This window comes from Saccharospirillum alexandrii (genome assembly GCF_004000275.1).
GTDB classification, from domain to species: Bacteria; Pseudomonadota; Gammaproteobacteria; order Pseudomonadales; family Natronospirillaceae; genus Saccharospirillum; species Saccharospirillum alexandrii.
Genome location: NZ_RCIP01000002.1, coordinates 1,200,722 through 1,222,289, shown reverse-complemented (window position 1 = coordinate 1,222,289; position 21,568 = coordinate 1,200,722). Strand labels below are relative to the sequence as shown.

Annotated in this window: 18 protein-coding genes; 10 read left to right on the top strand and 8 right to left on the bottom strand. The window is 57.9% G+C overall.

The features are described from left to right. Window positions 1-15: 15 nt before the first annotated feature. Window positions 16-624 (bottom strand): HAD family hydrolase, encoded by a 609-nt coding sequence (locus EP166_RS13260; protein WP_127557713.1) that lies wholly within the window; start codon window positions 622-624, stop codon window positions 16-18. 165 nt (window positions 625-789) lie between these two features. Here EP166_RS13260 and EP166_RS13255 point away from each other — a divergent pair, with 165 nt between their 5' ends. Continuing rightward, entirely contained in the window at window positions 790-1,596 is an 807-nt protein-coding gene (locus EP166_RS13255) for a TatD family hydrolase (RefSeq protein WP_127557711.1), read from the top strand. A 263-nt stretch (window positions 1,597-1,859) separates the two neighbouring features. Here EP166_RS13255 and EP166_RS13250 read toward each other — a convergent pair whose 3' ends face one another. The 3 genes from EP166_RS13250 to argC form a co-directional block, all read right to left on the bottom strand. Next, entirely contained in the window at window positions 1,860-2,081 is a 222-nt protein-coding gene (locus EP166_RS13250; protein WP_127557709.1) for a hypothetical protein, read from the bottom strand. A gap of 71 nt (window positions 2,082-2,152) precedes the next feature. Continuing rightward, window positions 2,153-2,881: a 16S rRNA (uracil(1498)-N(3))-methyltransferase gene (locus tag EP166_RS13245; RefSeq protein ID WP_127557707.1), complete on the bottom strand. Its 729-nt coding sequence runs from the start codon at window positions 2,879-2,881 to the stop codon at window positions 2,153-2,155. 15 nt (window positions 2,882-2,896) lie between these two features. Continuing rightward, window positions 2,897-3,841, bottom strand: a complete 945-nt coding sequence (argC, locus tag EP166_RS13240; RefSeq protein WP_127557705.1) for an N-acetyl-gamma-glutamyl-phosphate reductase — start codon at window positions 3,839-3,841, stop codon at window positions 2,897-2,899. 179 nt (window positions 3,842-4,020) lie between these two features. On the opposite strand from argC, the gene EP166_RS13235 reads away from it, so the two are divergent. Continuing rightward, entirely contained in the window at window positions 4,021-5,580 is a 1,560-nt protein-coding gene (locus EP166_RS13235) for a flagellar brake protein (protein ID WP_127557703.1), read from the top strand. A 7-nt stretch (window positions 5,581-5,587) separates the two neighbouring features. On the opposite strand, the gene metF is transcribed toward EP166_RS13235, so the two are convergent. The 4 genes from metF to EP166_RS13215 form a co-directional block, all read right to left on the bottom strand. Beyond that, window positions 5,588-6,418, bottom strand: coding sequence for a methylenetetrahydrofolate reductase [NAD(P)H] (gene metF / locus EP166_RS13230; protein ID WP_127557701.1), 831 nt, complete (start codon window positions 6,416-6,418; stop codon window positions 5,588-5,590). A gap of 375 nt (window positions 6,419-6,793) precedes the next feature. Continuing rightward, window positions 6,794-8,200 (bottom strand): adenosylhomocysteinase, encoded by a 1,407-nt coding sequence (gene ahcY / locus EP166_RS13225; RefSeq protein ID WP_425470037.1) that lies wholly within the window; start codon window positions 8,198-8,200, stop codon window positions 6,794-6,796. Between the two features lie 86 nt (window positions 8,201-8,286). Further along, window positions 8,287-9,441 (bottom strand): methionine adenosyltransferase, encoded by a 1,155-nt coding sequence (gene metK, locus EP166_RS13220; protein WP_127557697.1) that lies wholly within the window; start codon window positions 9,439-9,441, stop codon window positions 8,287-8,289. Window positions 9,442-9,453: 12 nt separating this feature from the next. After that, on the bottom strand, window positions 9,454-10,458 hold the full coding sequence (locus tag EP166_RS13215; protein ID WP_127557695.1) for a metalloregulator ArsR/SmtB family transcription factor: 1,005 nt from the start codon (window positions 10,456-10,458) through the stop codon (window positions 9,454-9,456). 194 nt (window positions 10,459-10,652) lie between these two features. On the opposite strand from EP166_RS13215, the gene tkt reads away from it, so the two are divergent. The 8 genes from tkt to EP166_RS13175 all read left to right on the top strand — a co-directional run bounded on the left by tkt (window position 10,653) and on the right by EP166_RS13175 (window position 21,412). Then, a complete protein-coding gene (tkt, locus tag EP166_RS13210) occupies window positions 10,653-12,644 on the top strand; it encodes a transketolase (protein ID WP_127557694.1) in 1,992 nt (663 codons plus the stop codon). 230 nt (window positions 12,645-12,874) lie between these two features. Then, on the top strand, window positions 12,875-13,882 hold the full coding sequence (locus EP166_RS13205) for a BMP family lipoprotein (RefSeq protein ID WP_127557692.1): 1,008 nt from the start codon (window positions 12,875-12,877) through the stop codon (window positions 13,880-13,882). Window positions 13,883-14,115: 233 nt separating this feature from the next. Then, complete coding sequence (locus EP166_RS13200) at window positions 14,116-15,117, top strand: BMP family lipoprotein (RefSeq protein WP_127557690.1); 1,002 nt, start codon at window positions 14,116-14,118, stop codon at window positions 15,115-15,117. 273 nt (window positions 15,118-15,390) lie between these two features. After that, complete coding sequence (locus tag EP166_RS13195) at window positions 15,391-16,968, top strand: ABC transporter ATP-binding protein (protein ID WP_127557688.1); 1,578 nt, start codon at window positions 15,391-15,393, stop codon at window positions 16,966-16,968. Continuing rightward, complete coding sequence (locus EP166_RS13190) at window positions 16,965-18,095, top strand: ABC transporter permease (RefSeq protein ID WP_127557686.1); 1,131 nt, start codon at window positions 16,965-16,967, stop codon at window positions 18,093-18,095. Before EP166_RS13195 ends, EP166_RS13190 begins: the two co-directional genes overlap by 4 nt. Window positions 18,096-18,097: 2 nt before the next feature. Further along, on the top strand, window positions 18,098-19,084 hold the full coding sequence (locus EP166_RS13185) for an ABC transporter permease (protein ID WP_127557684.1): 987 nt from the start codon (window positions 18,098-18,100) through the stop codon (window positions 19,082-19,084). 176 nt (window positions 19,085-19,260) lie between these two features. After that, on the top strand, window positions 19,261-20,190 hold the full coding sequence (locus EP166_RS13180; RefSeq protein ID WP_127557682.1) for an isopenicillin N synthase family dioxygenase: 930 nt from the start codon (window positions 19,261-19,263) through the stop codon (window positions 20,188-20,190). Between the two features lie 322 nt (window positions 20,191-20,512). Further along, window positions 20,513-21,412 carry an aspartoacylase gene (locus EP166_RS13175; protein WP_127557680.1) on the top strand — a complete coding sequence of 300 codons (900 nt, stop codon included), beginning with the start codon at window positions 20,513-20,515 and terminating at the stop codon, window positions 21,410-21,412. Window positions 21,413-21,568: the final 156 nt, after the last annotated feature.

The window sequence follows — 21,568 nt, the reverse complement described above, 5'->3', positions numbered from 1 at the left end:
TTGTTAAGGTGGATGCTAACAGTCTAGCGGGTAATGGCTCAGTTGCTGGCGAATGTCCTCTGGTCCAAAGACCTGTTCCGCGTGCCAGCCCAGCGCGCGGGCCGCTTCAACGTTTTTCAGGCCATCATCAAAAAACAAAATGGTTGCCGGGTCTGCATTCAAGGCGGATTGCACCGCTTCATAGATGGCTGGGTCGGGCTTCATCACGCCCAGGGTCATGCTGGTGAAATGATGGTCGATCAGTGGCAGAAAGGTGTTGCGCTCAACCAGCATTTGCCAGTGACAGGCATTGGTGTTGCTGAGCAGGCTCAGGGTGTAGCGCTTACGCAGGCGGTGCAGTAAGTCGGTGATGCCGGGGAAGTCGTCATCGAGAATGTTGCGAAACGTTGCCTGAAACGTTGCCCGGTCGAGCGCGGGTTTGAATTCGTCGATAAAGGCATCGGTGAAGGCTTCAAAGTCGAGCTGGCCGGTCTCGAAGGCATGGGTCGAGTAGGTGTTGCCCCAGAGGGCGTGAATCTGCTCGAACGGCACGTCTTTCTGCAAAATACGGCTGACTTCCTGGTGCCAGTGAATGCGCACCAGCACGCCACCCATGTCGAAAACGAGGTGTTTGATCGGGGTCATGAGGCCTCTTTTGAACCTGAAACACGGAAATTTAACCGTCAGTGGTGCCAGTTTACGGCATACCCGTCAGGCGGTGCCATGATTCGCCGTTTATCGATTGGCGTTACAGTGTTCGGATCATTACACTGGCGGCCCTCCACCCAAGCTTCCCGATCGAGGCCTCTGATGAGCCGAAACAAGCGCGATATACCGGTGTTTGATCACCCGATCATCGAAACCCATTGTCATCTCGATTACCTGAAAGACGAGGCCCTGACCGAGGTTCTGGCCCAGGCACGCGCCGTCGGCGTTGAGCGGGTGGTGACCATAGCGGTATCGCCGGATAACCTGGCCAGAGTGCGGGAGCTGCGCGACCTCGATCCGATGATTCACGCCACTCAGGGCGTGCACCCGCACGATGCCGAGGCCTACACCGCCGAAACAGCGGCAGAGTTGCGCACCCACGGTCGTGATGAGCGCATTGTGGCCATTGGCGAAATCGGGCTCGATTATTACTACGACCATGCCGACCGGGATGTTCAGCGCCGGGTGTTTGCCGAGCAGCTGGCCATCGCCGCCGAGCTCGATCAGCCCGTGGTCATCCACACCCGCGAAGCCGATGCCGATACCCAGGCCATTCTAAAGGAGTTCGCGCCCAGTCTGGCGAAGAAGGGCGTGATTCACAGCTTTACCTCGGGCCTGGAGCTGGGGCAGTTCTGTCTGGAGCAAGGCTTTATGCTGGGGTTCAACGGCATCATCACCTTCAACAAGGCAGAAAACGTGCGCGAAGTGCTGGCGGCGACGCCAATGGACCAATTGGTCGTTGAAACCGATGCACCCTTTCTGACACCCGCACCCTACCGGGGCCGCGAGAATGCGCCCAAATATTTGCCGTTTATTATTGAGAAAATCGCGGATGTGAAGCAGGTGCCGGTAGCTGAAGTACTGCGCCAGAGCTATGCCAACGCGCGCCGGTTGTTTGCTTTTCAGTAATATCTAGGTGCGGAGTTGGAAATAGACTAGCGACGGGTGGCAGGGTTGCTTTTGCGGGGGTATCTGAGGCATGGACTAAAACGCCGGGAGCGTTTTAGCATGAGCGAAGCGAGCCCGGAGGGTGGATCCCATGGATGGGATTCATATCCCGAAGCTAAGCCTACAGGGAGCTATTCACGGCGCCCCCGCGGGAGCAGCCCTGCCATCCGGCGCGGGTTCCGCCACCAAATGAAATTTAAGCTAAGTACCAGGCCCGAATGGCGTTAGCCATGACGCAGGGCGTCGATGTCCTGGCGCAGCTGGGATTTGTCGTCGGTCAGAATGCGCTCCAGCGTGGCGACGCGGGCTTCCAGTTTGTCGATGCGCGCTTGTTGGTCGACACCCATAGCGTTATCGGCCTTGCGCCGCTGTTTCATCTGTTCTTTGATCAGCCCGCCAATGGTGGTTATGGCGATGATGGCGAGTATAAATACAAAAACATCCATGCGGGTGCCTCCCTGTTAGTCAATAACCGACAGTTTAACCAAGCAACGCTAACCCGGCCAGACGCCATAGGTCACGACAAGTCGCCCCAGCGGTGCTGCAAGATGGCCAGCATGGCCAATGGGGCCGTCTCGGTTCTGAGAATGCGTTGCCCCAGTTGCCAGCTTTGAAAGCCCTGTTGTTGGGCGTAGGCCACTTCGTCGTCGGTTAACCCGCCTTCGGGGCCGACCAGAAACGCAACGGATTGCGGGGCTACATTTGGCCAGTCTGGCCGTTGGGCGGCGGTATGCAGCACCAGTTTGAGTGGTTGTTGCCGGCTGCTGGCCCAGTCGTGCAGTGAGGTAATGGGGTGCAGAACCGGCAGGGTATCCTGGCCACATTGTTCGCAGGCGCTGGTGATGACGCCCTGCCAGTGTTGCTGTTTTTTATCTTGTCTGTCGGCCTTCAGGCGCAGGTCGCAACGCTCGCTGGTCAGCGGGGTGATCTCGCTGACACCGAGTTCGGTGGCTTTCTGCAAGGCGATGTCCATCCGGTCGCCCTTCGACATCACCAGGCCCAAATGCGTTGCCAGTGACGAGGGTGCAACGGGCTCAAGCCGTTGCACCAGGCTGACCGACGCACTGCGTTTGGAGACGTCAGTCAGCGTTGCCGAAAAGCGCCCACCACGGCCATTGAACACCTCAACCGGCGCGCCATCGCCCAGGCGCAGCACGCGCACCAGATGGCCATGAGCGCCCTCGGGCAAGGGCAGTTGGGTGCCCGGGCCGTCGGCATCGGGCAGGTAGATTCGGGAAATTCTCATCAGATGGCCGACGCGTTACAGCAGGCCCGTGGTTTCATCGAGCCCCAGGCGCAGGTTCATGTTTTGAACCGCCGCACCGGATGCGCCCTTGCCCAGGTTGTCGAGCCGCGCCATCAGCATGATCAGGCCGTTATCGGCCGCATAGACGAACAGTTCAATCCGGTTGGTGCCGTTGCAGGCGGTGGGCTTCAGGAAGCCGTCTTCAAGCTGGGACTGATCGTTCAGCGGGAACAGGTGCACGAAGGGCTCACCGCCGTAAGTGGCGGCCAGGCGCTCATGCAGGGCTGTTGCCGGGCCACCGAGCAGGCGCGCGTGCAACGGTACCTGAACGATCATGCCCTGTTCGAAATTACCGACGGTTGGCACGAACACGGGCGGGAACTGAAAGCCCGGTATGCGCTGCATTTCGGGCAGATGCTTGTGCATCAGGTCGAGGTTTTTGGGCCGGGCGGCGACGTCGTCCTGCTCGGCCTCGCTGTAGCCTTTATAGTCGGCGATCATGCCTTTGCCACCGCCGCTGTAGCCGGTAATGGCATGAACCGCGAGCGGGTAGTCTTTGGGAATCAGATCGGCATCGACCAGCGGCTTGGTCAGCAGCGTCATGCCGGTCGGGTAGCAGCCCGGGTTGGCGATGCGGTTGCTGTTGAGCAGCAGTTCGCGCTGACCGGGCAGCTCCGGCACGCCGTATACCCAGTCCGGTGAGACCCGGTGGGCGCTGGAGGCATCGATGATGACGGTTTTTGGGTTAGTGACCAGGCCGACGGCTTCGCGTGCGGCATCGTCCGGCAGGCACAGAAACACGACATCGGCTTCGTTCAGGCATTCATCGCGCAGCAAGGCATCGCGGCGTTTATCCTGCGGGACGGTCAGCAGGTCGACGTCGGGGTGGGCCTCCAGACGCTGTTGGATTTGCAGGCCGGTGGTGCCGTACTGTCCGTCGATGAATACCTTGTGTGCCATGCGAGAATTCCGTGCCAGTTAACCAGACGCCAAGGGTACTATTGATTGGCCTGCGGCGGTAGACGGGCATCGTGAATGGAGCGTGCAAATCCGGGCTGAGGTTGCCTGTTCGTTGCTTGTTCAGCCACCCCGCAGACAGTGGTAGACTGACGCGACAGTGATAAAACCAAGAGGCTTCGGTGACAACCGATACAGAGGGCGAGTTCGTAACCAAAGAGGCCGATATTCTGCGCATGTTTCGTCAGGCGAAGCAGCAGATGGCCCCGGTTACGCTGGTGTTCCCCGAAAGGCATCGCAGCCTGACGACCTACCTCGTGGAAATCAAACCCCGAGAACGTGTGCTTGTGCTCGACGAGCCCATGCCCAAAGTCATGGCACGGTATCTGGTGGTAGGCGAGTCGTTTACGCTGGAAACCTATTTCGACGGCGTGCGGATTCGTGCCCGCCAGTTACAGGCAAAATCGATCGGTACCGAGTCCGACCCGCGCTACCAATGCCCACTGCCAACCGAACTCTATTATCTGCAACGCCGCAAAAGCTTCCGCGCGCTGGCCCGGCGCAGCCTGATCATTGATGCCCGGGTGCTCAGTGAAAACGGTGAGGTACGCTTTGGCGTGCTGCGCGATATGTCGGTAGAGGGCTGCAGGCTGGAGTTTGAGGGCGACCTGACTGAGCTTTTTGACACGCAGGGCGAACCGCTGTCGGTTGAGTTGACCTTTCCCAACGAAACTCAGCTGAGTTTCCAGGCGGATATGCTGCGCTCAGACTACGACGAATCGACCGGCGTGACGGGCATTGGCTGTAAGTACACTGCGCTGTTGCCACAAACCGAGGTGCAATTTTCAGCGGTTGTTACCGACCTGCAGCGCGATCACATCAACTTCGTTAAAAACGGTGGTAACCGGGATGAAATACCCGCCCGGTTTCTGTTGCCCAATGGCGAGGTGCCGGTACGCTTTAAGCCGCGCAGTAATAAGGCGACGCCTGCGCCCAGAGCAACCTCAAAGTCACCGGAGCTGACGGTAACGCTCGACATCGCCGCGACCTGGCGCAACGCCCTGGCGGCCGTGCGCAAACAGCAGGCGCTTAACAAGGCCGAGGCCAGTACCGAGCTGGTTGAATCATTGCGAACGCTCAGCCAGGTCTGGCTCCAGGACCGCTTCGGTTTGCTGGTTCATAGCCGAATTCGCAGCGAAGACAATTCCGACATTGAACAGCGCCTGGCGATCAGCCTGGTGCAGGCCGACCATCAGGTGCGGTCGCCTTCCTCAAAAAACGCCTATGCCGATGCGGGCATCACCCCCTGGATGACGCATGCATTGCTGCGACGGCTGGGTGCCAAAGAGCAGCCCATGGCAAAGCTGATCGCAGCGGTGGACCGCCTGGCCTACAAGGTGGTGGATGAGCAAGTATTTTACCGGCCGACGGCGGCGCTCGGTGCGCTGCACAAACAGTCGGCTTTTGATGCACGGCTGATTCAACAGTTGATCGCGACTCAGGGTCTCTACCCGCTTGGTTCCTGCGTTCGGCTGAGCAATGGCTGCGCCGGTCTGGTGTTGCGACACAATGATAAAAACCAGCCTAATCGGGTGCGACAGTTGTACAAGCTGAGCGAACAGTCGCCTCTGCCACCCAGAGACATCGATATCGAAGCCGACGGTATTACCGTGGAAGGGCCGGCAGACCCGGTTAAGCTGGGGCTGCCGGTCGAACTTTTGCGACCGGCGGTAAGGGCTTGAGAGCCGGTTACAGCTGGTCAATAATCGCCAGTGATGGCTCTGACCGGTTCATGGTGTAAAAGTGCAGGGCCGGCGCGCCTGCATTGATCAGTTCGCGGCACAAACTGCTCACCACTTCCAAACCAATCGACTGAATGCGGGCGCTGTCATCACCGCAGGCTTCCAGTTGCTTGCGCAACCAGCGCGGAATATCGGCACCGCAAGCATCGGAAAAACGGATCAGGTTTGATACCTGTGTGATCGGCATGATGCCGGGCACGATATCGATCTCGCAACCGCGCTTGCGCACTTCGCTAACGAAGTGAACATAGGCATCCACGCTGTAAAAATATTGCGTAATGGCGGTATTGGCACCGGCATTGGCCTTTGCCACGAAGTTGTCGACATCGCGATCAAAATTGGGCGCCTGCGGATGCATTTCCGGGTAGGCCGCCACTTCCAGCTTGAACGTATCGTCGTAGCGTTCACGAATAAACCGCACCAGATCAGCGGCGTAGCGGAAATCACCGCCGGTACCGCCCATACCTGAAGGCAAGTCGCCGCGCAGTGCAACAATACGGCGAATGCCGGCGTCTTTGTAACGGTCGAGCAGGTTGGTGAGCGTCGCTTCAGTTGCACCAATGCACGATAAATGCGGAGCCGTTTGCACACCGCGCTGGTTCAGTTCGATCACCGTGCTGATGGTACGCTCCTGAGTGGAGCCACCGGCACCATAGGTGACCGAAAAAAATTCGGGATCGGCAGCCTTCAGTTCGCTGTGAACGTTCAGCAGTTTTTCGTAGCCAGCGTCTGTCTTCGGTGGAAAAAACTCGAAGCTGACAGGAACGGAATTGGGCATGAGTGTCTTCTCTGGTCATTCCTGCTTAGGAGTCAGGAGTCCGTGGCAGCCACCGGGTGTACCTATCCGGGGTCGGCGTGAACCCGTCCGTGGGGCCTAGGCCGCAGCATCCTTGCTGCGGACTTCCCCGGATAGGTACACCCGGCAACTGCCACTCTGCTCGGTGCTAGCATTAAATACTAGCGTGGGTTTTCAGGTTTCAAGGTACCGCCCGGAAGATTAGCAGCGGGTGCCGGGTGTGTCCCTGTGGGGTAGTCCGCAACATGGATGTTGCGGCCTAGGCCCCAAGGATGGGTTCACGCCGACCCCACAGGGGCATACCTGGTGGCCGTTGCGGGCCAACACCTCCCAGGCAGCCCAAACGCCAACCTCGACTCAGTATTTGTAGTCGTTTGGTTTGAATGGGCCTTCAACCGGTACCCGGATGTATTTGGCCTGGGTTTCGGTCAGGGTGGTGATGACACCGCCAAAGCCGCGCACCATTTCTGCTGCTACTTCTTCGTCGAGCTTCTTCGGCAAAATTTTCACGTACAGTGCTTCGGCTTTCTGGTCGGCCGGCAGGTCAGCGAACTTTTGCTCGTACAGGTACATCTGAGCCAGTACCTGGTTGGCGAACGAACCATCCATGATGCGGCTCGGGTGACCCGTGGCGTTGCCGAGGTTCACCAGACGGCCTTCGGACAGCAGAATCAGATAATCATCGGCGTCGTCGGAGCGGAAGATCTGATGGACCTGGGGTTTGATTTCATCCCAGCGCCAGTTCTTGCGCATGTAGGCGGTATCGATCTCGTTGTCGAAGTGACCGATGTTGCTGACCACAGCACCGTTCTTCAATGCTTTGAGCATGTTGGCGTCGCAGACATTGGTGTTGCCGGTGGTGGTGACGATCAGATCGGTGGTGCCGAGAACCTCAGTGTTGATGCTGGCTTCGGTGCCATCGTTGATGCCGTTTTTGTACGGCGATACCACTTCGAAACCGTCCATGCAGGCCTGCATCGCACAGATCGGGTCGATCTCGGTGACTTTTACGATCATGCCTTCCTGACGCAGTGACGCGGCAGAGCCTTTGCCCACGTCACCGTAGCCGATGACCAGGGCTTTCTTGCCGGCCAGCAGGTGGTCTGTCGCGCGCTTGATCGCATCGTTCAGCGAGTGACGGCAGCCGTATTTGTTGTCGTTCTTTGATTTGGTTACGGCGTCGTTCACGTTGATCGCCGGTACTTTCAGTGTGCCTGCTTCCAGCATTTCCAGCAGACGGTGCACGCCGGTGGTGGTTTCTTCCGAAATGCCGTGAATGTCGTTCAGCAATTGCGGGTATTTGCTGTGAACCATCTCGGTCAGGTCGCCGCCGTCGTCGAGAATCAGGTTGGCGTTCCAGACGTCGTTGCTTTCTTTTTCAGCGAGAATGGTTTGCTCGATGCACCACAGGAACTCTTCTTCGGTTTCGCCTTTCCAGGCAAAGACCGGGATGCCGGCAGCGGCAATGGCGGCAGCGGCGTGATCCTGAGTCGAGAAAATGTTGCAGGATGACCAGCGCACTTCCGCACCGAGTTCGACCAGGGTTTCGATCAGTACGGCGGTCTGAATGGTCATGTGAATGCAGCCCATGATGCGAGCATCCTTGAGCGGCTGGTCGGCCTTGTACTTGTTGCGCAGGGCCATCAGCGCCGGCATTTCACGCTCGGCGATGTTGATTTCTTTGCGGCCATAGGCGGCCAGGGAAATATCAGCGACTTTGTAGTCGGTGAAGGTATCCAGATTCACGGCAGTGGTCATAGTCATCTCCTGAAAAGAAAGTATTGAGCGGCGAGCTACGAGTTTTGAGCTAACACCTCGACGCTCGCAGCTAACAGCTCATAGCTAACAGCTTATAACTTCGCCCCGGCTTTCAGCGCGTCGGCCTTGTCGGTGGCTTCCCAGCTGAAGCCTTCGCGGCCAAAGTGGCCGTAGGCGGCAGTGGGTCGATAAATCGGGCGCAGCAGGTCGAGCATTTCGATGATGCCGCGCGGGCGCAGGTCGAAGTGCTCGCGCACCAGGTCGGCGATCAGTGCTTCGTCGACCTTGTTGGTGCCAAAGGTATTGATTGAGATCGAAGTCGGCTCGGATACACCGATCGCGTAGGACACCTGAATCTCGCACTTGTCGGCCAGGCCGGCAGCAACGATGTTCTTGGCGACATAGCGGCCGGCGTAGGCTGCTGAGCGGTCGACTTTTGACGGGTCTTTGCCGGAGAACGCACCGCCACCGTGGCGGGCCATGCCGCCATAGGTGTCGACAATGATCTTGCGGCCGGTGAGGCCACAGTCGCCCACCGGGCCACCGATCACGAAGTTACCGGTCGGGTTGATGTGGTAGCGGGTGTCGCTGTGCAGCCACTCAACCGGCAATACGGGCTTGATGATGTGTTCCATCACCGCTTCGCGCAGATCAGACAAGCTGATTTCCGGGTTGTGCTGGGTCGACAGTACGACGGCGTCGACGGCGACCGGCAGGCCGTTTTCGTAACGCAGTGTGACCTGTGATTTGGCATCCGGACGCAACCAGGGCAGCACGCCGTTTTTGCGCAGCTTGGCCTGGTGTTCAACCAGACGGTGGCTGTAGTAAATAGGGGCGGGCATGTAGGAGTCGGTTTCGTTGGTGGCGTAACCGAACATCAGGCCCTGGTCGCCGGCGCCGAGGTCTTTGTTGTCGGCTTCGTCAACGCCCTGGGCGATGTCGGACGACTGCTTGCCGATGGCGTTCAATACCGCACAGGAAGCACCGTCGAAACCGACGTCGGAGCTGTCGTAACCAATGTCGAGAATCACATCGCGGACGATGTCTTCCAGATCGACGTAGGTATCGGTGCGGACTTCACCGGCGATGATCGCCATGCCGGTCTTGACCATCGTCTCGACGGCAACGCGGGCGTTTTTGTCTTCAGTCAGAATGGCGTCCAGGACGGCGTCGGATATCTGGTCGGCCATTTTGTCCGGATGGCCTTCAGAGACCGATTCGGAAGTAAAGAGGCTGTACTCGCTCATGGGCTGTGTTCCTCAGTTCAGCGACGTGAGTGGGTGTCCAGCAGCGGCGTTTGCCTCGCTGGTATCAGTAAAAAGCGGTGTTTGCGGCGGCTTGCGGTAGACCTGGGTCTGCACCTGAAAGCCGTTGCGCAGGGCCAGGAAGCGCCCCTGTTCGTGATCCAGCCCGGCCGATTCGGCCCACTGGTGCAATTCATCCGGCTCGAAACCGAGCCACTGGTCGCCGCACTGATGATGCGCCCACTCCTGATCGTGGCGGCACAGGTCGGTAATCACCAGCAAGGCGCCCGGCGCCATCAGGTGTGCGCAATTGACCACTTCCTGGCCGGGTGCGGGTACGTGATGCAGCACCATGTTATAGACCACGACATCGAATTGCTCATCCTCGGCCATCAGGCTTTCGGTATCGCCTTCGCGCAACTTAACGTGGCTTAACTGTTGTGCCGGAATGCGTGCTTGCTCCAGCATGGCGGCGGAAATATCAATGCCGACTACCTGGCGAAACCGGTCGTTCAACGCGGTCAGAAATTCCCCTTTGCCGGGTCCGACCTCCAGTGCACGCTGATGCGACTGCTGGCGGCAGCTGTCCAGCAGTTGCAGCGTCTCCGGGCCGTACTGATGAAACAGGGCAATGCGCTCCTGGTGCAATTCAAACTCGTCGGCGTGGTTGGCAAAGAACGCCTGGGCCGCGTTCAGGCGGGCCGCGCGTATGTCGGCGAGTTTACGTTGCAAATCGTCAGGCAGTTCATACTGATCGAGCTCGCGGAACAGTTGCTGCTGAATCGAGAGCGCATCGCCGAGCGACCGGCGGTAATAAATGCTGTTGCCTTCACGGCGGCTTTCCACCCAGCCGGCCTTGCTCAATATCTTCAGATGGTGGCTCATACCGGACTGGCGAACGTCGAGCAAATCGCTCAGTTCAAGCACGCCAAAAGCCCCGTGGCCCAGCGCCTGCAGCACGGTCAGGCGGGTCGGGTCACCGATGGCTTTAAAGAAAGTCGGTACGAGGTCAAGTTTCATGGCGGCAAGACTAGCAGTGCCCCCCGGCTTTCTCAATAACTATATCAATATATTTTGATATAGATTTGTGCGATTAATCTGCACGGATGCGTCAGACGCTTTGCCCCCACCGGTTATTTTTGGGACAATTCACGCCCTTTCCCGCTTACCCGGGTGTTTGCCGCTCCCGAAAACCAACAGCCGAGGACTTTTCGATGCCGTCACGTAGTGAACTTGCCAATGCCATCCGTGCCCTGAGTATGGATGCCGTGCAGAAAGCCAAATCCGGTCATCCGGGCATGCCAATGGGCATGGCCGATATTGCTCAGGTGCTGTGGTGCGACCACCTCAAGCACAACCCGACCAACCCGAAGTGGGTTGATCGCGACCGCTTTATTCTGTCCAACGGCCATGGCTCCATGCTGCAATATTCACTGCTGCACCTGGCAGGCTACGACCTGGGCATTGACGATCTGAAACAGTTCCGCCAGTTGCATTCTCGCACCCCGGGCCACCCCGAATACGGTTATACGCCGGGCGTAGAGACCACCACCGGCCCCCTGGGTCAGGGCCTGGCCAATGCGGTTGGCTTTGCCATGGCAGAGAAAACCCTGGCGGCTCAGTTCAACCGCAAGGGGCACACCATTGTTGACCACAACACCTACGTCTTCCTCGGTGACGGCTGTCTGATGGAGGGGGTGTCTCATGAGGTGTCTTCACTGGCGGGGACTCTGGGACTGGGCAAACTGATTGCGTTTTATGACGACAATGGCATTTCGATCGACGGCGAAGTCGCCGGCTGGTTTACTGATGATACCGTCAAGCGGTTTGAGGCATACGGCTGGCAAGTGATTCCGCGGGTAAACGGTCACGACCCGGAAGAGATTCAACAGGCCATTGAAACCGCCCGGGAAAACACCGACCAGCCAACGCTGATCTGCTGCAAGACCATCATCGGTTTCGGTTCACCCAATAAAGAAGGCAAGGAATCCAGCCACGGTGCGCCCCTGGGTGATGATGAAATTGAGCTGGCCCGCAAGAAGCTGGGCTGGACTCACGGTGCCTTCGAAGTCCCGCAAGACATCTACGACGCCTGGGATGCCCGTGGCAAGGGCCGCAAGGCCGAGTCGGAGTGGGATGATCGATTCGCCGAATACAAAGCCGCCTATCCTGACCTGGCGGCTGAATTTGAGCGCCGCATGAAAGGTGACCTGCCGGCCGATTTCGACAAGATCGCCAGCGACTACATCGCCAGTGTTAACGACAAGGCGGAAACCATCGCCAGCCGCAAGGCATCGCAAAACGCCATTGAAGCACTGGCGCCCAATCTGCCTGAACTGCTGGGCGGGTCGGCCGATTTGGCTGGGTCGAACCTGACGCTGTGGAGCGGCGCGCGTGGCATCAGCCAGGCCGAGCCAGACGGCAACTACTGCTTCTATGGTGTGCGTGAATTCGGCATGACCGCCATTATGAACGGCCTGGCCTTACATGGCGGCTTCCGCCCCTATGGCGCCACCTTCCTGATCTTCATGGAATACGCCCGCAACGCGGTGCGCATGTCGGCATTGATGAAGCAGCCGCTGATTCACGTCTACACCCACGACTCCATTGGCCTGGGCGAAGATGGCCCGACGCACCAGCCGGTAGAGCAGCTGTCGTCACTGCGCCTGACACCGAATCTGGATACCTGGCGTCCGGCCGATGCGGTGGAAAGTGCCGTTGCCTGGAAGTCGGCGATTCAAAGCAGCGACCGGCCAAGCGCCCTGGTGTTCTCCCGTCAGGGTCTGACGCACCAAAAACGCTCAGCGCAGCAACTGGCTGACATCGAACGGGGCGGTTACGTGCTCAAAGACAGCAACGGCACGCCGGCTGCGGTTCTGATCGCCACCGGTTCCGAAGTGGGTTTGGCGGTTGAAGCCGCTGAAGCGCTGGAAGCGAAGGGTGTGGCGACGCGCGTGGTTTCAATGCCCTGCACCGAGCGTTTCGACGCCCAGGACGCCGCCTACCGCGATGCCGTCCTGCCACGCGGTATCAAGCGCTTCGCCGTGGAAGCCGGCATTGCCGACTACTGGTACAAGTACGTGGGTCTCGATGGTGCGGTGCTGGGCATGACCAGCTTCGGTGAATCGGCTCCCGCCGGTGACCTGTATGCCCATTTTGGCATAACATCTGACTCATTGGTCAACTTGGTACAATCCTCGCTTTAAAATTCCCGCCCAACGGAAAGGGCCAGCCAACCGGCTGGCCCTTTCTTATTGAAAACCGACTGAACCTGAGTGATAGACCCGGATTCCTGCGTCGGGGGTGCGGGTGATGTGAGTACGCCCTTTATCTGCCGGAGGTACTGCTGCTGATTGTTGTCAACAAGGCTCGATCAGGCAGGCAAGAGTCCTTATACTGTGTAAAAACTAACCGCTAGGTCAAATATGAGGTTTGCATGAAATTGGTTCGTATGTTCAGTGTTGTTCTGGCTGTAAGCGTTAGTTGGGCAAGTGCCGAGGTGCTGCCCGCCGTGGCCTACTCCGACGGTGTTAAATTTGATAACTCCTTTAATGAAGCGGTGTTCCGTGAAGGCGTAACCCGGTTTCAGTCCACCTACGATATTGATGTTGTGGAGGTAAACCCCTCCACCGCCGACGCGTTTGAATCGGCTCTGCGGGACCTGGCCAGTCAGGGGCGCAGCCCGATCGTCGCGGTAGGCTTCTCCTACGCCCCCGCGCTGACCACCGTGGCGCCGGAATTTCCGGATATCCAGTTCACCATTATCGACTCTGTGGTTGATCTGCCAAACGTTCAGTCCCTGATCTTTAAAGAGTGGGAAGGGTCGTTCCTGGTAGGGGCGCTGTCGGCGATGAGAACCGACGGTTCGCCGCTGGGGTTTGTCGGTGGCATGGATCTGCCTTTTATTCGCGGCTTCGCCTGCGGTTATGCCCAGGGTGCGCATTACGTCGACGATGATTCTCAGGTCATGGTGCGCATGATCGGCGACACCCCCCAGGCCTGGTCGAGCCCCGAGCGTGGTAACGAGTTGGCACTGGAACTGTTTGAGCGGGGCGCCGAGGTGATTTACGCCGCTGCCGGTGGCAGTGGCGTTGGTGTTTACCGGGCGGCCAAAGACAGTGGTACGCTGGCCATTGCGGTCGACTCCAGCCAGAACTACCTGCACCTGGGCACCATGCTGACTTCCATGGTCAAGCGGGTGGGTGTCGCGGCTTACACCAGTTGGGAGCAGGCCGTGAACGGTCAGTGGCAGCCCGGAGTGCAGCAGCTGGGCCTGGCCGAAAATGGCGTGGACTGGTCGCTGGATATTTTCAATCGTCAGCTGGTCACGCTGGATATGGAAAAAGAGATGACCCAGTTGCGTGATCGCATCATTGACGGTCGTATTCGGGTGCACGACTACTCCTCGAACAATCAGTGCCCGGTGCCCTTACTGGAAGGCTGAACAGGCCAGTAATGCCGGGCCCGCTCGCGATAGATGAATCCAGGATGAATCAGCTGTGATTCTAGCGATGTAACGACGAAGTGGCTGTGTATAATGCAACAGTTTGTTGCAAACGAGCTTTGCGGGGTTGACCAGATGGTCAGCTTTGCCTAGAGTGCTTCCAATGGCCCCTTGAGGGGCTCGTTGGGCGTATGCAAAACAACCATAACATTAACGCTGAAAGGGGATTCACCATGAAACCAATGCTGAAAGCGGCTGCTGCAGCTGTGCTGTCCTTTTCTGCTGCCATCGCCGCAGCGGAAGATTTTCAACCTGCGGTCGTCTATGACACAGCAGGCAAGTTCGACAAATCCTTTAACGAAGCGGTCTATCGCAACGGTGCCGAGCAGTTCACCATGGACAAAGGCATTGCCGTCCGTGAATTTGAACCGCAAAACGAAGAGCAGCGTGAGCAGGGCCTGCGCCGTCTGGCCGATCGTGGTTTCAGCCCGATCGTCGCGGTAGGCTTCAACTACTCATCCTCGGTTGAGAAAGTAGCGTCTGAGTATCCGGATGTTCAGTTCTCCATCATCGACTCTGTGGTTGACCTGCCGAACGTTCAGTCCATTGTCTTCGCCGAGCATCAGGGTTCTTTCCTGGTCGGCGCGCTGGCTGCCATGGCCTCTGAAACCGATGCGGTTGGTTTTGTCGGTGGCATGGACATTCCGCTGATTCGCAAGTTTGCCTGCGGTTACCAGCAGGGTGCCAAGTATGTGAACAGCGACATCGAGTACTTCGAGAACATGACGGGTTCAACCCCGGCGGCGTTTAACGACCCGGCTCGTGGTTCTGAACTGGCCAAGTCACAGATTTCCCAGGGTGCAGACGTGATCTTCGCTGCTGCCGGTGGAACCGGTATCGGTGTTTACCAGGCTGCGGCTGACGAAGGCGTTTATGCCATCGGCGTCGATTCCAACCAAAACTACCTGCAGCCAGGCACCATGCTGACCTCCATGGTCAAGCGTGTGGGTGTTGCGGCTTACGCCTCCTGGGAAGAAGCTCAGGCCGGTGAGTGGGAAGGCGGCATCAAGGTGCTGGACCTGGGCGCCAACGGCGTCGATTGGGCTCTGGACGAGTTCAACGAAGACCTGATCACCGAGGAAATGCAGACTCGTATGGCTGAAATCCGGGCCGGTATCGTGGACGGTTCCATCAACGTTCACGACTACACTGCCACCAGCAGCTGCGATATCTGATCACAGCTCGATGCTGTTAAAAGCACCTGCCTGGCGGCAAGTGCTTTTTTATTGGGGTGATGATTCTTGACGGTCACATCCTATCCGGCCGGTTCCCGGGCCTGCCCCGGTTCCGGCCGATGTATTATTAACGCCCTTCCGCGTTGTCTGTCAGACTCCGGGGGAGGGCGACGTACGGTCCGGACGATTTCCGAACCGAGTGAGACCCGACGCATGTTCGGCTACTCTCAGAGCATACAGCGTTTCCATTAACCTCTACTGACCGGGTGACCCATGACTGCCCAGACCCACTCTGCTGCAGAATACGCCCTCGAGCTGCGCGGCATCGACAAGCACTTTGGTGCGGTACATGCCAATAAGAACATCGATCTGAAGGTCGAAAAAGGCACCATTCACGGCATCGTCGGCGAAAACGGTGCTGGCAAGTCCACGCTGATGAGCATCATCTACGGCTTTTACGAAGCCGACCAGGGTGACATTGCCATCGATGGCCAGGTGCTGAAGATCAGGGATTCCAAAACCGCCATTGCGTCCGGCATTGGCATGGTCCATCAGCATTTCATGCTGATTCAGAACTTTACTGCGCTGGAGAACGTCGTTCTGGGCGCCGAGAGCGGTGAACTGATTGATGACAGCCTCGATAAAGCCCGAACTGAACTGAACCGGTTATCGGATGAATTCGGCCTGTCGGTACCGCTGGACCAGCCCGTTGAAGAATTGTCGGTAGGGTTTCAGCAACGCATCGAAATTCTTAAGGCCCTGTATCGCGGCGCCCGGATTCTGATTTTGGACGAACCCACCGGCGTGCTGACCCCGCAGGAAACCGAGCATCTGTTCAAAGTACTCGACTCGCTGAAGGCTCAGGGCACCACGGTTATTCTGATTACCCATAAATTACGCGAGATTCTGGCGGCGACCGACAACGTATCGGTGATGCGGCGCGGCGAGATGGTCGCCCATGTCAAAACGGCCGAGACCAACCAGGAAGAACTGGCGGAGCTGATGGTCGGTCGCAAGGTATTGTTGCAAGTCGACAAAGGCGATTCAGCCCCGGGTGATGTGAAGCTGTCGGTTCGCAATCTGAGCATGACCGACAGCGCCGGGGTTAAACGCCTCGATAACGTCTCTTTGGATGTGCGTGCCGGCGAGATCGTTGGTATTGCCGGGGTTTCCGGCAATGGCCAGTCCGAACTGCTGGAAACGCTGGCGGGCATTACCCCGGTCGACAGTGGTACCATCGATTTGAACGGCCACACCCTCGATGTCCAGCACCCGATGAACCCGTCGCAAGTACGCAAGGCTGGCATCGGGCACATTCCGGAAGACCGGCATCGCATGGGCCTGATTAACACGTTTTCGGCTTACGAAGCCTTTGTTCTTGGCTACCACCGCAACCACGAATACAACGGTGCCTTGCAAATGAAGCAAGGCGCTATTATTGAAGACTGTAAGGAAAAGATGGAACGCTGGGACGTTCGCCCGCAGGATCCCTATCTCAAAACGGCCAACTTCTCCGGGGGTAATCAGCAAAAGCTGGTGATTGCCCGCGAAATCGAACAAAACCCGGATGTCCTGCTGATTGGACAGCCAACACGGGGCGTCGACATTGGCGCGATCGAATCCATTCACAAACGTATCCTGGAAATGCGCGACGCTGGCAAGGCCATTTTGCTGGTCTCGGTTGAGCTGGATGAAATCCGCTCTTTGTCAGACCGCATTCTGGTGATGTTCGACGGCACCATCGTCGGCGAAGTACCAGCCGACAAAGCCGACGAACGGACCCTTGGCCTGATGATGGCCAACATTGTTCCCGATGACATCAAGGCGTTGCAGGCGGAGGAACCAGCATGAGTCAACACCGAATACCCGCCTGGATCACCGTAGGGGTCATCCCTCTGGCCAACGTGGCCATGGCGGCCCTGGCAGCGGCTCTGGTCTTCTGGTATCTGAACATTAATCCGCTCGATGCGTTACAGGCCATGGTTTATGGCGCCTTTGGCAGCTCCTATGGCTGGGGCTACACCCTTTATTACATGACCAGTTACATCTTTACCGGGCTGGCCGTGGCGGTGGTGTTTCAGGCCGGTATGTTCAACATCGGTGGTGAAGGCCAGGCCTATATCGGCGCACTGGGCGTCGGCCTGGTCTGTCTGGGGCTGGGCGGCCATGTGCCGTTTATTGTGTTGCTGCCGATCAGCATTATTGCGGCCTTTGTGTTCGGTGGCCTCTGGGCGCTGATTCCCGCCTGGCTGCAGGCCAAGCGCGGCTCGCACATCGTTATTACCACCATCATGTTCAACTTCATCGCCGCCTCGCTGATGAACTACCTGTTGATCAACTTCATGAAGCCGGCCGGCACCATGTCGGTGGAAAGTGCGGTCTTTGATCCGTCTTCCTGGATCCCGAAAATGCATGAAGCGCTGGCGCTGATTGGTATTTCAATTGATCGCTCACCGCTTAACCTGTCGATGTTCTGGGCGCTGTTTGTTGCCTTTGCCGTCTGGTTCTTCCTCTGGCGGACCCGCTGGGGCTATGAAGTACGGGCCATGGGCAGCAACGCCTCCGGTGCCCAGTACGGTGGCATCAGCATTCCGGGTACCGTCATCATGATCATGATCATTGGCGGTGGTCTGGCCGGCTTTATGGCGCTGAACGTGGTGCAGGGTGAAGCCCACCAGATCAAGCTGAATCTGGTCAACCAGATGGGTTTCACCGGTATTGCGGTTGCTCTGATGGGGCGCAATCACCCTTTCGGCATCGTGATCGCCAGTTTGCTGTTCGGCTTCCTCACCCAGGGCGGCAGTGAATTGCAGTTCGAATACTCGGTAGACGCACGCATTGTCGTGGTGTTGCAGGGGCTGGTTATCCTGTTCTCGGGCGCCTTGCAAAACATGATGAAGCATCCGATTGAACGGCTCTATTTGCGGGTAACCAGCAACCGCAGAAAGGCCTCTGAAGAACTCGCGGCGGAGGCCTGATCATGGAACTATTCGACAGCATAATTCTGATTCTGGACGCCACGCTGCGCAATGCCACGCCGCTGATTTTTGCCGCTCTGGCCGGCATGTTCTCCGAGCGTTCGGGCATTGTGAACATAGCACTGGAAGGCAAGATTCTGATCAGCGCCTTCGCCGGTGCTTCGGCGGCCTATTACACCGGCTCGCCGTGGATGGGCCTGCTCGCGGGCATCATGGCCTCGGTTGTCTTTGCCCAACTGCACGCCTTTGCCACCGTCACCCACAACGGTGACCATGTGGTCTCGGGTCTGGCGATTAATATTCTGGCCGCGGGCCTGACGGCGGCGGTGGGGAACTACTGGTTCAGCCAGGGCGGCAACACGCCCAACCTGGTCAGCCGGGCCGAGGAACTGAACGCCCGCTTCGAGCCGATCGTCTTCCCCTTTGCCGATGCTCTGGCCGATGTGCCGATTATCGGTGGCATCTACTCCGAATTGCTCAGTGGTCACTATATTCTGGTGTATCTGGCCTTTCTGGCGGTGCCGCTTTGCTGGTTTGTGCTGTTCCGTACCCGTTTCGGTTTGCGGCTGCGGGCCACGGGTGAAAACCCCCAGGCTGTTGATACGGCCGGTATTTCCGTAACCCAGGTGCGCTACCTGGCGTTGCTGGTGTGTGGCGTTCTGGCCGGCTTTGCCGGGGTGTACCTGGCCGTGGCACTGACCGCTCAGTTCTCGCCGAACATGAGTGCGGGTAAAGGCTATATGGCGCTGGCCGCCCTGATTTTCGGCAAGTGGCGGCCCAAAACCACCATGCTGGCCTGTTTGCTGTTCGGGGCCTTGCAAGCCATTGCCGACCGCAGTCAGGGTGCCATTATTTTCGGCTTTGAAGTGCCGGTTCAGTTGGTAGAGGCATTGCCGTACATTCTGACCGTTGTGTTGCTGGGTGGCTTTATCGGCCGCGCTGTGGCGCCCAAGGCCATTGGTAAGCCCTATGTGAAAGAACGTGCCTGATCCTTGGGCCAGGTGATCCCTGGCCGGACCAGTCACACACTTGAGATCAGAAGGCGCATTAACGCCTCACCCGACACGATTCGGGATCTCACTGAGACCATTCCCCGCTGCGGCATTGCGACCGTGGCGGGGGATAACCGTATTATCAGGCATCGCCTGAACGAGAGACTGCCGATATGAACACCATTCCTACGCTCGATTTACGCCGTTTCAAAACCGACCCCGAAGGCTTTGTTCAGGAAATGGGCGCGGCCTATCAGGCCTGGGGCTTTGCCGGCATAACCGGCCATGGCATCGATTCGTCGGTGGCCATTAATGCCCTGCGCGCGGCCGAGAAAGTCTTCGCGCTGCCCGATGACACCAAGAAAGCCTATTTCAAGAATAATGGTGGCACCCGGGGTTATACTCCCTTCGGTACCGAGATTGCCAAGAACGCCGAACACGTCGACCTGAAGGAGTTCTGGCATGTGGGCCGCGAGATCGAAGGCGAAGCGCCACACAAAGACCTGACTCCGAACGTCTGGCCGGAAGAAGTGCCCGAGTTCAAGGACGCCATGTTGCGGCTCTACTACGAGCTGGATGCGCTGTCTCAGGAACTGCTGCAAGCGTTTGCCTTGTTTATCGGCGAAGACCGGCACTATTTCGACGAAAAGGTGAACTACGGCAACAGCATTCTCCGGCCACTGCATTACCCGCCGATCACCGATCCGAATCTGCCCAATGTGCGCGCCGGGGCACACGAAGACATCAACCTGATCACGCTGCTGGTCGGTTCCGAGCAGGAAGGTCTGGAAGTGAAGAACATGCGCGGCGAGTGGGTCGGCATTTCGATGATTGAAGGCACCATCATCTGCAACGTCGGCGACATGCTGCAGCGCCTGACCAACCATGTGTTGCCTTCAACCACGCACCGTGTGGTTAACCCCAAAGGCGAGGCCGGCAAGGTATCGCGGTTCTCCATTCCGTTCTTTGTCCACCCAAACCCGGGCACCTCGCTGGATGCACTGCCGCAGTGCGTCACCGAAGACAACCCGAAACGCTACCCACCGATCACCAGCGATGAATACCTGATGGAACGGTTGCGCGAGATTGGGCTGGTTAAGTAACTGAACCTTCGGCGTTTGGGTTGCCTCGGTACCAGTCGTCCGTGTCAGGCACCGGGTATATATATATCTGGGGTCGGCGTGGACCCATCCATGGGGCCTAGACCGCAGCATCCCTGCTGCGGACTACCCCAGATAGATATACCCGGCACCTGACACTCAATTGGTCGCTGCCTTTCAATCTTAAGTCGAGTAATAACCGCCATCGCCTTGTTGACCCCTCTCATCAGTCACCTTGGGTAGACTGAATGTGGTGAGGGATTGGCTTTTTCTCCAACTACCTCATACTGGGTAGAAGAATACAGCTAAGCCAAGCAGGTGCCCCATGTCGACATCCCCGATCAAACACGTTGCCATCACTGGCGGTACTCACGGTAATGAACTTACCGGGGTGCATTTGCTCAAACACTGGCGCAATAACCCCGAAGAAATCTGCCGGGACGGCCTGGTGACCGAGCTGCATCTGGCCAACCCCAAGGCCAATGGCTGCAACCGGCGTTACCTCGATCAGGATCTGAACCGGCAGTTCAGCTGGGATGACCTCTCCGACCACAGCCTCTGCGGCTACGAGCAGAACCGAGCCAAATCACTGAACACTCTGCTAGGCCCAAAAGACGCCCCCCGCGTCGATTTCATCATCGATCTGCACACCACCACTGCCAATATGGGCACTACCCTGGTGATCAAATCAGACGATGCGCTGGTGGTGGGCATGGCGTTCTACATCAAGCAGCAGATGCCTGAGGTTACGTTGTTTTATGAGCCGGAAGATCGCCTGGGCGATAATTTCCTGATCTCACTGGCGAAACATCATGGCTTGCTGGTGGAGGTGGGGCCCGTGCCTCAGGGCATGTTGCGCTGGGATGTGTTTGACAAAACGCGCCAGGCTACCCGCCTTGGGCTGGATTATCTGGCGGCCGTGCGCGCGGGTAATCAGCCAGAATTGCCAGCGTCTTTGCCAGGGTTCCAGTTTGTCGAAAAGCTAAAACTGCCGGAAAATGAACGTGGTGAACTGACGGCGATGATTCATCCCGATCGGCAAGACACCGATTACCAGCCCATTCAACCGGGCGACCCGCTGTTCATTACGCTGGAAGGTGAAACCCTGAATTATGAAGGCACTGAAACCTTATACGGGGCATTCATCAATGAAGCGGCGTACTATGATCAGCACATCGGGCTGAGCCTGATGCGGAAGATTGATATCCAATTCTCCGGCTATTAGGGCTTTTAGGCTCAAATTTCAAATTCCGCACTGGGTTAGCGTCGGCTGGCAGGGCTGCTTCTGTGGGGGTATCTGAGGCATGGACTAAAACGCCGGGAGCGTTTTAGCATGAGCGAAGCGAGCCCGTAGGGTGAATCCCATGGATGGGATTCATAT